We start from the raw sequence: 14,926 nt of genomic DNA on the forward strand, positions 1-14,926 counted from the left end.
TCAAGGGCGCGTGACCGCCATGATCCCGGTTCACATCACGAAACGACCAAAGGTTGAAAGTTTGAGGGGGTGACCCATTGACGTTGTCGTATCGGCACGTCTAGCTTCCGGGAAACCTCGTTGAAACCTTTCACGGCGTGAGGGGCCCGACCGCCACCGCCGTTGAGGAGCTCTCCATGAACCAGCCCGACGTGGGCCCGGCCCCCGTACTGGCCCTGACGGACGTCTCCAAGTCCTTCGGCGCCGTACGGGCCCTGCAGGACGTGTCCCTGCAGCTCTTCCCAGGCGAGGCGCACGCCCTCGCGGGGGAGAACGGCGCCGGAAAGTCCACGCTCATCAAGACCCTCGCCGGAGTGCACCGGCCCGACACCGGGCAGGTGCTGCTCGACGGCGTCCCCGTGGAGTTCCACAGCCCCGCCGACGCGCGGGACGCGGGCATCGCGGTGATCTACCAGGAGCCGACGCTCTTCCCGGACCTCTCCATCGCCGAGAACATCTTCATGGGCCGCCAGCCCCGGAGAGCGCTGGGCCGCATCGACCGCAAGGCCGTGCACGCCGCCACGGCCGGGCTGATGGCCCGCCTCGGCGTCGACCTCGCACCCGACAGGCCCGCGCGCGGTCTGTCCATCGCGGACCAGCAGATCGTCGAGATCGCCAAGGCGCTCTCCTTCGACGCCCGCGTCCTCATCATGGACGAGCCGACCGCCGCCCTCACCGGCAGCGAGACCGCCCGCCTCTTCTCCGTCGTCGACGCGCTGCGCGCCGAGGGCGCCGCCGTCCTCTTCATCTCGCACCGCCTGGAGGAGATCTTCCGGCTCTGCCGGCGCGTCACCACCCTGCGCGACGGCCGCTGGATCTCCTCCGAGCCCCTCGACGGGCTCACCGAGGACGACCTCGTCCGCCGGATGGTCGGCCGCGACCTCGACGAGCTGTACCCCAAGCAGCCGGCGGAGATCGGCGAGACCGCCCTGTCCGTACGCCGCCTCACCCGCGAGGGCGTCTTCCGCGATGTCTCCTTCGACGTACGGCGCGGCGAGATCGTCGCCCTCGCGGGACTCGTCGGGGCGGGGCGCAGCGAGGTGGTCCAGGCCGTCTTCGGCGTCGACCGCGCCGACGCCGGCGAGGTACGGGTCGGCGGTACGACGCTGCCCGCCGGCTCGCCCACCGCGGCCATGGACGCCGGCATCGCCCTGGTCCCCGAGGACCGGCGCCAGCGCGGACTGGTCATGGAGATGTCCATCGAACGCAACATCGGCCTCACCGGCCTCGACCGGCTCGGCAAGGGCGGACTCGTCCGCCGGGCCCTGGAGCGGGGACGCGCCGCCGACTGGGCGGTCCGCCTCCAGCTCAAGTTCAACGCGCTCTCCGACAGCGTCGGCGTGCTCTCCGGCGGCAACCAGCAGAAGGTCGTGCTCGCCAAGTGGCTGGCCACCGAGCCGTCCGTGCTCATCGTCGACGAGCCCACCCGCGGCATCGACGTCGGGACGAAGGCCGAGGTGCACCGGCTGCTGTCCTCCCTCGCCGCCGAGGGCCTCGCCGTCCTGATGGTCTCCTCCGACCTCCCCGAGGTCCTCGGCATGGCCGACCGCGTCCTCGTCATGCACGAGGGCCGGCTCGTCGCGGAGATACCCCGCGACGAGGCCACCGAGGAGTCCGTGATGGCGGCGGCGACCGGCCGTACGCCCGCAGGAACAGGAACCGGAAAGGAGGCGGCCGCGTGACCACCGCCCTCGACGAGCCGCCCGCCACAGCCGCCCCCGAGCGACGCGGCGACGCCCGCGGCCTGGCCGACACGGTCTTCCGGGCCCGCGAGATCAGCATCGGCGGCGCGCTCGTCCTCCTGATCCTCGGCACCTGGATCGCCAACCCGTCCTTCCTGGACGGCCAGGGCGTCAAGGACCTGCTCCTCAACGCCTCGATCCTGGTGCTGCTCGCCGTCGGCCAGTCCGTCGTCGTGGTCACCCGCAACATCGACCTGTCGGTCGGTTCGGTCGTCGGCCTCACCGCCTTCACCTGCGGCGACTTCGTCTCGGGCAGCAGCCACGGGCCGGTCGCCACGATGCTGCTCGGCATCGCCGTCGGCGCCCTGTGCGGCGTGGTCAGCGGAGCGCTCGTCAGCATCGGCAAGGTGCCCGCGCTCGTCGTCACCCTCGGCATGCTGTACGTCCTCCAGGGCGTCGACTACGCCCTCGCGGACGGCGGCCAGATCAACGCCGTCAACCTGCCCGAACCGGTGCTCACCCTCGGCAGCGGCAGCGTCCTCGGCATCCCGTACCTGCCGCTGATCGCCGCCCTGGTCCTCGCCGCCACCGCGTACTTCCTGCGCACCTACCGCAGCGGCCGCGAGCTGTACGCCATCGGGTCCAGCCCGGAGGCCGCCCGGCTCGCGGGCATCCCGATCCGGCGCCGCGTCCTCGCCGCGTACGTCTTCTCGGGCGCCGTCGCCGGTCTCGCGGGCGCCCTGTGGCTGGCCCGCTTCGGCACCGTCGTGGCCGGCGCGGCCAGTGGCTGGGAGCTCACCGTGGTCAGCGCGGTCGTCGTCGGCGGCGTGGCCATCACGGGCGGCACCGGCTCGGTGTGGGGCGCGGCGCTCGGCGCCCTCCTCCTCACGACGATCTCCGGCGCCCTCGTCGTCCTCAAGGTCGACCCGTTCTGGGAGCAGGCCATCACCGGCGCCCTGCTGATCCTCGCCATCACCGCCGACCGCGTCGTGCAGGTCCGCACCACCAACGCCCTGCGGAAGAGGAACAGGCGATGACCACGTCCACCACCCCGACCACCCCGAACACGCCGACCACCTCCTCAACCTCCGCCTCGAAGGCCTCCCTCGCCAGGTTCCTGCGCTGGGACAGCGTCGTCGGCGTCCTCCTGGTCGCCGTCTTCCTCGTCGGAACCGGCACCACCGACGGCTTCTCCAGCACCGGCAACCTGTCGGCCGCCCTCAACGACATCGCCGAGGTCGCGCTGATCGCCCTGCCGATGGTCCTGCTGGTCGTCGCCGGGCAGGTGGACCTGTCCGTCGCGTCCATGCTGGGCCTGTCCAGCGCGCTCGCGGGCGCCCTGTGGGACTCCGGCTGGGCCTTCGAGCTGATCGTGCCGGTCTGTCTGCTGGTCGGCGCGCTCGGCGGCCTGCTGAACGGCTGGCTCGTGACCCGGGTCGGGCTGCCGTCCCTCGCCGTCACCATCGGCACCCTCGCCCTCTTCCGGGGCCTGGCGTCCGTGGTCCTCGGCACCAAGGCCGTCGCCGACTTCCCCGAGACGTACGCCCGGTGGGCCACGTACACCGAGACCGTGCCCGGCACGTTCCTGCCGTACCCGGTCGCGCTGTTCGCGGTGCTCGCGGTGCTCGCCGCCGTGGCGCTGCACTGCACGGGCTTCGGGCGCTCCCTGTTCGCCATCGGCGCGCAGGAGGACGCGGCGTACTTCGCCGGCATCCGGGTCAAGCGCATCAAGCTGGCGCTGTTCGTGCTGTCCGGGACGGTGGCGTCCTTCGCGGGGATCGTCTTCACCCTCCGCTACGGCAGCGCCCGCGCCGACAACGGCTTCGGCCTCGAACTCGTCGTCATCGCCTCCGTCCTGCTGGGCGGCATCGACTTCGACGGCGGCAAGGGCACCCTGGGCGGCGCGGTCGCCGGTGTCCTGCTCATCGGACTCCTCCGCAACCTGCTCACGCTGAACGACATCTCCAGCGAGGTCCAGGTCGTCGTCACCGGAGTCCTCCTGATCGCGTCGGTCCTGACGCCCCGCGTCATCGCGGTGGTCTCGGAACGCCGCCGACGCCGAGCGGCGGCCACCTGACCCCGGGCGCCCCGGGCCCACCCCGGACCCGCCCCGGCCCCCCGCTCCCCGGACCCGCCCCGCGCTCTCTCCGCGCCACCACGCACCGCACAGGAAAGGCAGCACCCCTCATGCACCTCCGTTCCCGCACCCGCCGCGGCACCCTCGTGGCCACCTCGGCCCTCTGCTCCCTGGCCCTCGCCCTCACCGGCTGCTCCGGCACCACCAAGGACTCCGCGCGGAACGACTCCGCCGGCACGGCGTCCGGCGCCACGGCCAACCCCGACGCCGAACTGAAGAAGGGCCTGAAGCTCGCCTTCCTGCCCAAGCAGATCAACAACCCGTACGAGAAGATCGTCGACGAGGCCGGCATCGAGGCCGCCAAGGAGTTCGGCGCCACCGGCAAGGAGGTCGGCCCCTCCGACGCCAGCGCCTCCTCCCAGGTGTCGTACATCAACACGCTCATCCAGCAGCGCCAGGACGCCGTCCTCATCGCGGCCAACGACCCCAACGCGGTCTGCACGCCCCTCAAGAACGCGATGAAGCAGGACATCAAGGTCGTCGCCTACGACTCCGACACCGCCAAGGACTGCCGCCAGCTCTTCATCAACCAGGCAAGCTCCGAGGAGATCGGCCGCAGCCAGGTCCGCAGCATCGCGAAGCAGCTCGGCCACAAGGGCGAGATCGCGATCCTCTCGGCCACCCAGAACGCGACCAACCAGAACACCTGGATCGAGTTCATGAAGGACGAGCTCACCAAGCCCGAGTACAAGGACATGAAGCTGGTCAAGGTCGCCTACGGGGACGACGACGACCAGAAGTCCTTCCAGGAGACCCAGGGCCTCCTCAAGGCGTACCCGAACCTGAAGGGCATCATCTCGCCCACCACCGTCGGCATCGCCGCGGCCGCCCGCTACATCAGCTCGTCCTCGTACAAGGGCAAGGTCGTCGTCAACGGTCTCGGCACGCCCAACCAGATGCGCAAGTACGTCAAGGACGGCACCGTCGAGCAGTTCGCCCTGTGGAACCCGAAGGACCTCGGCTACCTCGGCGCCTACGCGGCCGCCGCCCTGGCGTCCGGGCAGATCACCGGCGCCGAGGGCGAGAAGTTCACGGCCGGGAGGCTCGGCGAGTACACCATCGGCAAGGACGGCGAGGTCGTCCTCGGCCCGCCGGCCGTCTTCGACAGGAACAACGTCGACGAGTTCGACTTCTGAGGGGCGGACCGTACCCGTGCAGCGCGTCTGCTTCCTGCTGAAGGTGCGTCAGGACCGGCTGGCGGAGTACCGCGAGCGGCACGCGGCCGTGTGGCCCGAGATGCTCGCGGCGCTCTCCGCCGCCGGATGGCACAACTACTCCCTCTTCCTCCGCGACGACGGCCTGCTCGTCGGCTACCTGGAGACCGAGGACTTCGACCGGGCCCGGGCGGCCATGGCCGGTACCGAGGTCAACGCCCGCTGGCAGGCCGAGATGTCCGACTTCTTCGAAGCGCTCGACGGGGCCGGACCCGACGAGGCGATGCGCCCCCTCACCGAAGTGTTCCACCTCGCCTAGGAGCATGCCCATGAGACGATCCCCGGCCGCCGCGGCCATGGCCACCGCCCTGCTCTCCGCCGCGTCGCTGACGACCGGCACCGCGAACGCGGCAGACCCCGCCCCGGCGGTCAGCCGGATCAACGACACCCGCCTCGACTCCCAGGCCCTCTACTTCGTGTCGTACAACGGCCTCGTCAACAACAACTCGTTCCAGAAGAACGGGCTCCTCACCTACAAGGGCTACCAGTACGCCGCCTGGTACACCGCCGACCGCAACGCCGTCGTGGCCCGCCGCGCCCTCGGCTCCACCACCTGGCAGACCGTCACGGTCGGCCACAAGCTGCGCTACAACGACTCGCACAACGTCATCTCCATGGGCGTGTCACGGATCGACGGGCGGCTCCACCTCACCATGGACTCGCACAGCGACGCCTTCTTCTACGTGAAGTCGACCGCGGGCCTGCTCGACAACCCGGGCGGCCGGGCCTGGACCGCGAGCCAGTTCGGCCCCGTCCAGACCACCCTCGACGGCCTCGGGCTCACCTCCCGGTTCACCTACCCGCAGTTCGTCGCCACGCCCGAGGGCCGCCTCCAGCTCAGCTACCGCGTCGCCGTGTCCGGCAACGGCCGCAACGCGCTCGCCGAGTACGACGGCACCCGCTGGACCGCGCTCGGCGAGTGGACCAGCTCCACCGGCACGTACCGGAGTGAGCACGGCTCCAGCACCGCCCGGAACATGTACCTGCACGGCATCGACTACAGCGCCGACGGCACCCTGCACGCCTTCTTCACCTGGCGCGAGCAGAACGGCGCCGTGATGTGCCACGGCGGCGGCATCAGCAACCACGACACCGGCTACGTCCACTCCACCGACCGCGGCCGCACCTGGCGCAACGCGGCGGGGACGGTGGTCGGCACGACCGGCGGCTCCGACCGGGTCTCCGTCAACGACACCGGACTCGTCGTGGACCCGCTCAACCCCGACCACTCGCTCATGAACCAGGAGAGCCAGGCCACCGACTCCGCGAACCGGCCGCACGCGATCATCTCGTACGTGCCCGGCCGCTTCGGCCAGTGCACCACGAACTACGTCGACGACCGCACCGCCAACGGGCGCGCCTTCCACGTCCGCAAGGACATCGGCACCGGCGCCTGGCGCAAGACCGAGATCCCCGTACCGCTCAACTCCAGCCAGCGGACCAGGCTGATCCTCGACAAGTACGACAACGCCTACGCGATCATGCCGTTCGGCCGGATCGTCGGCGCATCGAAGGCGTCCGGCTACACCGACTGGAAGGTGCTGTTCGACGGCAGCGGCCTCAACGCCTTCGGGGAGGTCGTCGTCGACGAGACCCGGGTACGGCAGGACGACGTGCTGTCGATCATGTACCAGGAGAAGTCCGGCGGGACGACACCGTCACCGATCCACGTGATCGACTTCGCGCTGCCCCGCTGACGGCCGGGAGCCGGCGGGCAGCAGCCGGGCGACGAGGTCGTGCCAGCCGTCCTCCAGCCGCTCCAGGGACATGCCACGCCGGGTGAGCAGATGCTGTACGAGGCCGATGTCGAGGTAGCCGAGCAGGATCTCGGCGGCCAGCTCGACATCGGCCTCGCTGCCCGCCTGCCGCAGCAGTGCGACGAGGTGCGTACGCCGTACGACACGGGCCGGGACGGCATGCCGCCGCGCGGGGTCCGGCTGGGCGGCCGCCAGGTACAGGTCGCGGTGCTCGTGCTCGTGGCGCAGCGCGGCGGGCCCGAACGCGTGCAGCCGCTCGGCGGCGGGCGCACCGGGCCCGAGCGGGGCGGGCCCTGCCATGAAGGCGGCCTGGAACTGCTGCTCCTGGTGGTCCAGGAGGGCCAGGAGCAGCCCCGCGCGGTCGCCGAAGCGGCGGAACACCGTGCCCTTGCCGACCTGGGCGGCGCAGGCGACGGCCTCCATGGTCAGGTGGGCCGCGCCCTGCTCGGCGGCCAGCCGCGCGGCGGCCTCCAGGAGGCGGGCGCGGTTGCGGGCGGCGTCGGCCCGGAGCTGCGGCTGCGCCCCGGCGGGGGAGAGGGACAGCTCCGTACGTCCGTGCGGCAGCGGAGAGGAGGTCATGGAAGCAGCGTACCGCCGCGGGGAATGAAAGTGGACCGGAGTCCGTTTAGCTGGTACAACTTTCAACGGACCTCGGTCCGGTTACGCACCCCCGCTCCCCGCGGCCTACCTCGTAGGAGTCACCATGTCCGCTCGTATCGTCGCTCTCGTCGGCAGCCTCCGCGCCGGCTCCCACAACCGCCAGCTCGCCGAGGCCGCCGTCGGCATCGCGCCCGAGGGCGCCACCGTCGAGCTGTTCGAGGGCCTCGCCGACCTGCCCTTCTACAACGAGGACATCGACACCGAGGCGGCCCTGCCCGAGGCCGCCGCCCGGCTGCGCGCCGCGGGTGCGCAGGCCGACGCCTTCCTGCTGGTCGTGCCGGAGTACAACGGCACCATGCCGGCGGTCCTGAAGAACGCCATCGACTGGCTGTCCCGCCCCTACGGCGCCGGTGCCATCGCCGGCAAGCCGGTCGCCGTGATCGGCACCGCCTTCGGCCAGTACGGCGGCGCCTGGGCGCAGGCCGAGGCCCGCAAGGCCGCGGGCGTGGCCGGCGGCACGGTCCTCGAAGGCGTGGAGCTCGCCATCCCCGGTTCCGTCACGCGCTTCGCCGAGACCCACCCGGCGGACGACGCCGAGGTCATCACGGGCCTGTCCGCCGTCCTGAACGGCCTGAAGGCCGCCGCGGAGACCCCGGCCCAGGCCGCCACGGCCTGACACCGGCCCCCCGCCGGCCGCACCCGGCCCCCTCACCCCTCGTCAGGGGCGAGGGGGCCGACCGCTGCCCAGGGGCCTCGCGGTTCGGGACGCAGCCGCAGGCAGCGCGAGGTTCATGTCGGATTTCCGCCAGCGAGCCCCCGGCCCGGTCACCGATGCTGGAACCATGCACACCGACACCGAGCGCTGCGTACGGGCCGTCCAGTCCAAGGACGCCCGCTTCGACGGCTGGTTCTTCACCGCCGTCCTCACCACCCGCATCTACTGCCGCCCCAGCTGCCCGGTCGTGCCGCCCAAGCCGCAGAACATGGTCTTCTACCCGAGCGCCGCCGCCTGCCAGCAGGCCGGGTTCCGCGCCTGCAAGCGCTGCCGCCCCGACACCAGCCCCGGCTCGCCCGAGTGGAACGCCCGCGCCGACACCGTCGCCCGCGCCATGCGGCTCATCCGCGACGGCGTCGTCGACCGCGAGGGCGTCCCCGGCCTCGCCGCCCGGCTCGGCTACTCGACCCGCCAGATCGAACGCCAGCTCCGCGCCGAACTCGGCGCCGGACCGCTCGCCCTGGCCCGCGCGCAGCGCGCCCAGACCGCCCGCGTCCTCATCGAGACGACGTCCCTGCCCCTCGCCGACGTGGCGTTCGCCGCCGGGTTCTCGTCCGTCCGCGCCTTCAACGAGACGGTACGGGAGGTCTTCGCGCTCGCCCCCGGCGAACTCCGGACCCGGGCGCACCGCGGCGCCGCCCGCCCCGCGGCGACCCCCGGCACGATCAGCCTCCGCCTCCCGTACCGCACGCCCCTCAACCCGTCCAACCTGTTCGGCCACCTCGCCGCCACCGCCGTACCCGGCGTCGAGGAGTGGCGCGACGGCTCCTACCGCCGCACGCTCACCCTCCCGTACGGGCACGGCATCGTCGCCCTCGCCCCGGCCACCGGCCACATCGCGTGCCGCCTCCACCTCACCGACCCGCGCGACCTCACCCACGCCATCAGCCGCTGCCGCTGGCTCCTCGACCTCGACGCCGACCCCGTCGCCGTCGACGGACAGCTCCGCACCGACCCGCACCTCGCCCCGCTCGTCGACCGCGCGCCCGGCCGCCGCGTGCCGCGCACCGTCGACGCCGCCGAGTTCGCCGTACGGGCCGTGCTCGGCCAGCAGGTCTCCACGGCCGCCGCCCGCACCCACGCCGGCCGCCTCGTCACCGCGCACGGCACCCCCGTCGACGACCCCGAGGGCGGGCTCACCCACCTGTTCCCCACGCCCGACGCGCTGGCCGGCCTCGACCCGGAAGCCCTGGCCCTGCCCCGCACCCGCCGCACCACGCTCACCACCCTGGTCGCCGCACTCGCCGACGGCTCCGTGAAGCTCGGCCCCGACAGCGACTGGGACGACGCCCGCGGCCGGCTCCTCGCCCTGCCCGGCTTCGGCCCCTGGACCGTCGAGGTCATCGCCATGCGCGCACTCGGCGACCCCGACGCGTTCCTCCCCGGCGACCTCGGCGTCCGCCGCGCGGCCACCGCACTCGGCCTGCCCGCGACCCCGGCCGCGCTCACCGCGAACGCCGCCGGCTGGCGCCCGTGGCGCGCGTACGCCGTCCAGTACCTGTGGGCCACGGACAGCCACCCCATCAACCACCTGCCCGCCTGAGGAAGGCCCGCCATGATCAGGAACCACACGGTCGTCGACAGCCCGTACGGCCCGCTCACCCTCGTCGCCACCGACGGCGTCCTCAGCGGCCTCTACATGACCGGGCAGCGCCACCGGCCCCCCGAGGAGACCTTCGGCACCCCCGACCCCCGCCCCTTCACCGAGGCCGTCCGCCAGCTCGACGCCTACCACGCGCGCGAGCGCACCGACTTCGACCTGCCCCTCCACCTCGACGGCACCCCGTTCCAGCGCCGCGTCTGGGAGCAGCTCAGGACCATCCCGTACGGCGAGACGCGCACGTACGGAGAACTGGCCGAGGCCCTGGGCAACCCGGCCGCGTCCCGCGCGGTCGGCCTCGCCAACGGCCGCAACCCGGTCGGCATCATCGTCCCGTGCCACCGCGTCATCGGCGCGAGCGGCGGCCTCACCGGCTACGGCGGCGGCCTCGACCGCAAACGCCGCCTCCTCGCCTTCGAAGGCATCGAAGCCTTCAAAGGCAGCGAAGGCCTCGAAAGCGGCGCGAAGGCACCGGCCGACACCCTGTTCTAAAGCCGCTTCAGCAAGGCGGGCAGCGCCGTGCCGATCGGCTCGCGCACCACCTCGTCCGCGAGCCCGTCGTACGGCGTCGGCTCGGCGTTCACGATGACCAGCCGCGCGCCGTGCTCGGCCGCGATCCCGGCGAGGGACGCGGCCGGCTGCACCTGGAGCGACGAGCCGACCGCGACGAACACCTCGGCCGCCTTCGCGATGCCCATGGCCTCGCCCAGCACCACCGGGTCGAGCCGCTCCCCGAACATCACCGTCGCGGACTTCAGGATCCCGCCGCACGCCGTGCACGCCGGGTCCGGCTCACCCGCCACGACCCGCTCCAGCGCCTCCGCCATCGACGAGCGGGCACGGCACCCCGTACACACCACGGCCCGTGCCGTACCGTGCAGTTCGAGCACCTTGCGCGGCGGCATCCCGGCGAGCTGGTGCAGCCCGTCCACGTTCTGCGTCAGCACCCGCACGGCGAACCCGTCGGTCCGCTCCAGCTCCGCCACCGCCCGGTGCGCGGCGTTCGGCTCGGCACGCAGCACCGGACCGTCCAGCCGCATCCGCCACGACCTGCGCCGGATGTCCGGGTCGGCCATGTAGTACGCGTACGTGACGAGCTTCTCGGCCTCCGGGTCGCGCCGCCACAGCCCGTTCGGGCCCCGGTAGTCACTGATGCCGGAGTCGGTCGAGATACCGGCACCGCTGAGGATCGCGACCAACGTCATGCGCCGAGCGTACGCAGCGGTTCCGCCGAGCGGCGAACGGATATCCGCACCGACCTGTAAGGTCCACGCCATGGCCAAGGTGAACGTCGGTCTCGACGCCGAACTCGTCGTGGAGGTCATGGTCCTCGCGGGCGTCGGCAACCCGCAGGACGCCGTCGAACTGGTCCTCCGCGACTACATCGCCCGCGGCCACCGCACGGAGTCCCGCGCGACCTCCCCGGCCGACGACTCCCACCGCACACGGGAGATCAAGCCCCCCGACCACGAGGCCTGACCCGACCCCTCAGCGGCCCGCCGGGCGGCGGCCGTCCTCCAGCTCGACCGGACCGCCGCCGGCCGCCAGGGCGTCCAGGGCGGCCAGGACGCGGCGGCCCAGGGCGCCCAGCAGATACGCGGGGATGTCCTCGCGGTCCACCAGCTTCCACGACACGAGCTCCGCCTCCTGGAGGCGGATGGCGCGGAACGCCGCGCCGTCGAGGACACCGCCGTCGTACACGTACGCCACGATCGGCGGCCGCCCGGTGCCCAGCACCCAGTCGACGGCGAGCAGGGCGCCCGGCTCCACGTCGAGGCCGATCTCCTCCAGGGTCTCGCGGCGGGCCGCCTGCCGCGGCGTCTCCCCGGCGTCGGACTCGATGGTGCCGCCCGGAAGCGCCCACCCCTCACGGTAGTTGGGCTCCACGAGCAGGACGCGGCCCTCCGCGTCGCGCAGCAGCGTGGCCGCACCGGCGAGCACCTTGGGCAGACCGGCGATGTACGTGGCGTAGTCAGAGGTGGTCACCCCGCCACCCTAGAACGCCCCTCGTCAGAACGTCCCCTCGCCGCCGCCGCTTCCGCCGCCGCTCCCGTCGCCCTCCGACTCGCCCTCCGTACGCGCCCGCGCCGCCCGCCGCAGCCGGTGGTGGCGGGCCGGGGCGGCCTCCGTGACCGCGTCGCCGACCATCGTCCGTACGACGTCCCGCAGCCCGTGCAGCGCGTGCAGCCGCGCCGGGCCCGCCCCCGGGTCCTCCCGCAGCTCCGTCACCAGCGCCCAGCACAGACCGAGCATGACCACCACGAACGGCAGCGCCACCAGGATCGTCGCCGTCTGCAGCGAGTTCAGCCCGCCGACCACCAGCAGCACCGCCGCGACCGACGCCATCAGCGCGCCCCACACCACCACCAGCCACGTCGGCGGATGCAGCGCGCCCCGGCTGGTCAGCGAGCCCATCACCAGCGACGCCGAGTCGGCGCTCGTCACGAAGTACGTCATCACCAGCACCATCGCCACGAACGACGTGACCGCCCCGATCGGCAGCGAGTCCAGCATCGCGAACAGCGACGCCTCAGCGCCGTCCTGCACCGCGTCCGCGAGGTCCGCGGCGCCCGTCGACTGCAGGCGCAGCGCCGAACCGCCCATCACGCAGAACCAGACGACCGTCGCCCCGCTCGGCACCAGCAGCACCCCGATGAGGAACTCCCGCACCGTGCGGCCGTGCGAGATCCGCGCGATGAACGTGCCCACGAACGGCGCCCACGACAGCCACCACGCCCAGTAGAAGACCGTCCAGGAGCCCAGCCACGCCGGGTCCGAGAACGCGCCCGTACGGCTCGCCATGGGCAGCAGGTTCTCCAGATAGCCGCCGATCGACGCCGGGATCGAGTCCAGCACGTACACGGTCGGCCCGACCAGGAACACGAACACCATCAGCGTCGCCGCCAGGATGATGTTCAGCGTCGACAGCCATTTGATGCCCCGGTGCAGCCCGGAGAACGCCGACAGCACGAACGCCCCGGACAGCACCGCGATGATGATCAGCTCCGTCGACAGGTCAGCCGTGACCCCGGCGGTCAGATCGAGGCCCTCCGCCACCTGGAGCGCGCCCAGGCCCAGGCTGGTCGCCGTGCCGAAGACCGTCGCGAACACGGCCAGCAGGTCGATCACCTTGCCCTGCCACGACACGGCCCTGCGCGCCCCGATGAGCGGCACGAACGCGGCGCTCAGCCGGTTCCCGCGGCCCTTGCGGAAGCCCGCGTACGCCAGGGCCAGGCCCGCGATGCCGTAGATCGCCCACGGCGTGAGCGTCCAGTGGAAGAACGAGTACTCCATCGCCGTACGGGCCGCCTCGGACGACTCGGCCCGCACCCCGCTCGCCGGCGGCGGGCTCAGAAAGTGCGTGAGCGGCTCCCCGACCCCGTAGAACATCAGGCCGATGCCCATGCCGGCGCTGAACATCATCGCGATCCACGCGAGGTTCCCGAACTCGGGCTCCGAATCGTCCAGGCCCAGCCTGATCCGTCCGAACCGGCTGAACGCGATCACCAGGCAGAGCACCAGGAAGATGTCCGCGGCGACCACGAACAGCCAGCCGAAGTTGGCCAGGACCCAGGCCAGCCCGTTGGACGAGGCGCTGTCGAAGGATTCCTTGCCCAGCCACGCCCACAGGACCACCGCCGCGACGGCGGTCACCCCGATCCCGACGACCTTGTGGTCGGGCCGGGCCTCCAGCGGGTGGCTCGCGGGGGCGCCCGGAGGGGGCTGATCGATCGGTTCCATGCTCATGACGCCCCACTATGGTGCGAAAACTCGGCACATCAGGGGGTGGCACGCCGTCTGACCGTGCGGATAGGGTCGGCCCTGGCGCGACTGCCTGTTCGATAGCAAGGGATGCAAGGTGACGGACGGAGCAGTTACTGAGGCCGCACGGCAGCATGTGCTGGTGGCGGCCGACAAGTTCAAAGGGTCGCTCACGGCCGTGCAGGTGGCCGAGCGGGTGAGAGCCGGGCTCCGCCATGTCGTCCCCGGTGTCGACGTGGAGGCCCTGCCGGTCGCCGACGGCGGCGACGGCACCGTCGCGGCCGCCGTCGCGGCCGGGTTCGAACGGCGTGAGGTGCGCGTGACGGGCCCGCTGGGCGAACCGGTCACGGCGGCGTTCGCGCTGCGTGACGGCACGGCGGTCGTGGAGATGGCCGAGGCGTCGGGCCTGAGCCTGCTCCCCGACGGCGTCCTCGCACCCCTGACGGCCACCACGTACGGCTCCGGCGAGCTGCTGCGGGCCGCGCTCGACGCGGGCGCCCGCACGATCGTCTTCGGCGTCGGCGGCAGCGCCACGACCGACGGCGGCGCAGGGATGCTGGCCGCGCTGGGCGCCCGCCTCCTCGACGCGTCGGGCGAGCCGGTCGGCCCGGGCGGCGGCGGGCTGCGCGACCTGGCCACGGCGGACCTGTCGGGCCTGGACCCGCGGCTCCCGGACGTGGACGTGGTGCTCGCCAGCGACGTCGACAACCCGCTGACGGGCCCGAAGGGCGCCCCGGCGGTGTTCGGCCCCCAGAAGGGCGCGAGCCCGGAGGACGTGGCCGTCCTGGACGCCGCCCTGTCCCACTACGCGAAGGTCCTGGAGAACGCCATCGGCCCGCGTGCTGCCGAGGCCGCGGCGTCGCCCGGCGCGGGCGGCGCGGGCGGCATCGGGTACGGCGCGCTGGTCGGCCTGGGCGCGAGCTTCCGCCCCGGCATCGAGCTGATGCTGGACATCCTCGGCTTCACCGAGGCCCTGGACCGCGCGACGCTCGTCATCACCGGCGAGGGCTCCCTCGACGAGCAGACCCTCCACGGCAAGGCCCCGGCGGGCGTCGCGGCGGCGGCCCGCGCGGCCGGGATCGAGGTCGTGGCGGTCTGCGGCCGCCTGGCCCTCCCGCCGGAGGCCCTGGGGCGCGCCGGGATCCGGCGTGCGTACGCCCTCACGGAGCTGGAGCCGGACCCGGCCAGGTGCATGGCGGAAGCGGGCCCCCTCCTGGAACGAGCAGCAGCGAACATCGCCCGCGACTTCCTGCGCTGACCCGCCAGCCGCCGGGCCCCAGCGCTGACGCGTGCTTCCGGCCCGGAGGGCCCACCCCGGTGCGTGAGCGGGGATCGCTCGGGCCCGCTGGGGCCGTTCCGC

The 14,926-nt window shown here is 72.8% G+C and carries 15 protein-coding genes; 11 read left to right on the plus strand and 4 right to left on the minus strand.

Going from position 1 to position 14,926, the window contains the following annotated elements:
* Nucleotides 1-176: 176 nt before the first annotated feature.
* The 6 genes from HTZ82_RS24945 to HTZ82_RS24970 all read left to right on the plus strand — a co-directional run bounded on the left by HTZ82_RS24945 (nucleotide 177) and on the right by HTZ82_RS24970 (nucleotide 6,769).
* Nucleotides 177-1,721, plus strand: a complete 1,545-nt coding sequence (locus tag HTZ82_RS24945; protein WP_175410467.1) for a sugar ABC transporter ATP-binding protein — start codon at nucleotides 177-179, stop codon at nucleotides 1,719-1,721.
* Complete coding sequence (locus HTZ82_RS24950; protein ID WP_175410468.1) at nucleotides 1,718-2,758, plus strand: ABC transporter permease; 1,041 nt, start codon at nucleotides 1,718-1,720, stop codon at nucleotides 2,756-2,758. The genes HTZ82_RS24945 and HTZ82_RS24950 overlap by 4 nt, the downstream gene beginning before the upstream one ends.
* Complete coding sequence (locus tag HTZ82_RS24955; protein ID WP_175410469.1) at nucleotides 2,755-3,798, plus strand: ABC transporter permease; 1,044 nt, start codon at nucleotides 2,755-2,757, stop codon at nucleotides 3,796-3,798. Before HTZ82_RS24950 ends, HTZ82_RS24955 begins: the two co-directional genes overlap by 4 nt.
* Before the next feature lie 110 nt (nucleotides 3,799-3,908).
* Complete coding sequence (gene rhaS, locus HTZ82_RS24960; protein ID WP_175410470.1) at nucleotides 3,909-4,994, plus strand: rhamnose ABC transporter substrate-binding protein; 1,086 nt, start codon at nucleotides 3,909-3,911, stop codon at nucleotides 4,992-4,994.
* Nucleotides 4,995-5,010: 16 nt separating this feature from the next.
* A complete protein-coding gene (locus HTZ82_RS24965) occupies nucleotides 5,011-5,331 on the plus strand; it encodes an L-rhamnose mutarotase (protein ID WP_175410471.1) in 321 nt (106 codons plus the stop codon).
* A 10-nt stretch (nucleotides 5,332-5,341) separates the two neighbouring features.
* Entirely contained in the window at nucleotides 5,342-6,769 is a 1,428-nt protein-coding gene (locus HTZ82_RS24970) for a BNR repeat-containing protein (protein ID WP_175410472.1), read from the plus strand.
* Here the strand turns inward: HTZ82_RS24970 and HTZ82_RS24975 are convergent.
* The gene (locus HTZ82_RS24975) at nucleotides 6,731-7,408 is read right to left on the minus strand and encodes a TetR/AcrR family transcriptional regulator (protein ID WP_175410473.1); all 678 of its coding nucleotides are present in this window, start codon (nucleotides 7,406-7,408) and stop codon (nucleotides 6,731-6,733) included. The genes HTZ82_RS24970 and HTZ82_RS24975 overlap by 39 nt on opposite strands.
* A 124-nt stretch (nucleotides 7,409-7,532) precedes the next feature.
* On the opposite strand from HTZ82_RS24975, the gene HTZ82_RS24980 reads away from it, so the two are divergent.
* The 3 genes from HTZ82_RS24980 (at nucleotide 7,533) to HTZ82_RS24990 (ending at nucleotide 10,296) form a co-directional block, all read left to right on the plus strand.
* Complete coding sequence (locus HTZ82_RS24980; RefSeq protein WP_175410474.1) at nucleotides 7,533-8,105, plus strand: NAD(P)H-dependent oxidoreductase; 573 nt, start codon at nucleotides 7,533-7,535, stop codon at nucleotides 8,103-8,105.
* Between the two features lie 166 nt (nucleotides 8,106-8,271).
* On the plus strand, nucleotides 8,272-9,747 hold the full coding sequence (locus tag HTZ82_RS24985) for an AlkA N-terminal domain-containing protein (protein WP_175410475.1): 1,476 nt from the start codon (nucleotides 8,272-8,274) through the stop codon (nucleotides 9,745-9,747).
* 12 nt (nucleotides 9,748-9,759) lie between these two features.
* Complete coding sequence (locus HTZ82_RS24990; RefSeq protein WP_175410476.1) at nucleotides 9,760-10,296, plus strand: methylated-DNA--[protein]-cysteine S-methyltransferase; 537 nt, start codon at nucleotides 9,760-9,762, stop codon at nucleotides 10,294-10,296.
* Here HTZ82_RS24990 and HTZ82_RS24995 read toward each other — a convergent pair.
* Nucleotides 10,293-11,009 carry a Sir2 family NAD-dependent protein deacetylase gene (locus tag HTZ82_RS24995; protein WP_175410477.1) on the minus strand — a complete coding sequence of 239 codons (717 nt, stop codon included), beginning with the start codon at nucleotides 11,007-11,009 and terminating at the stop codon, nucleotides 10,293-10,295. The two genes, HTZ82_RS24990 and HTZ82_RS24995, sit on opposite strands and share 4 nt — an antisense overlap.
* A 70-nt stretch (nucleotides 11,010-11,079) precedes the next feature.
* Here HTZ82_RS24995 and HTZ82_RS25000 point away from each other — a divergent pair, with 70 nt between their 5' ends.
* Nucleotides 11,080-11,283 carry a type II toxin-antitoxin system VapB family antitoxin gene (locus HTZ82_RS25000; protein WP_175410478.1) on the plus strand — a complete coding sequence of 68 codons (204 nt, stop codon included), beginning with the start codon at nucleotides 11,080-11,082 and terminating at the stop codon, nucleotides 11,281-11,283.
* Nucleotides 11,284-11,292: 9 nt separating this feature from the next.
* On the opposite strand, the gene HTZ82_RS25005 is transcribed toward HTZ82_RS25000, so the two are convergent.
* Nucleotides 11,293-11,790 carry an NUDIX hydrolase gene (locus HTZ82_RS25005; protein WP_175410479.1) on the minus strand — a complete coding sequence of 166 codons (498 nt, stop codon included), beginning with the start codon at nucleotides 11,788-11,790 and terminating at the stop codon, nucleotides 11,293-11,295.
* 24 nt (nucleotides 11,791-11,814) lie between these two features.
* Nucleotides 11,815-13,551, minus strand: coding sequence for a BCCT family transporter (locus tag HTZ82_RS25010; protein WP_175410480.1), 1,737 nt, complete (start codon nucleotides 13,549-13,551; stop codon nucleotides 11,815-11,817).
* Between the two features lie 112 nt (nucleotides 13,552-13,663).
* Between HTZ82_RS25010 and HTZ82_RS25015 the strand changes: the two genes are divergently transcribed.
* A complete protein-coding gene (locus HTZ82_RS25015) occupies nucleotides 13,664-14,824 on the plus strand; it encodes a glycerate kinase (RefSeq protein WP_175410481.1) in 1,161 nt (386 codons plus the stop codon).
* The last annotated feature ends 102 nt before the right edge of the window (nucleotides 14,825-14,926 follow it).

Origin of the sequence: Streptomyces sp. TRM64462, from assembly GCF_013362995.1 — a bacterium.
Classification (GTDB): Bacteria; Actinomycetota; Actinomycetes; order Streptomycetales; family Streptomycetaceae; genus Streptomyces.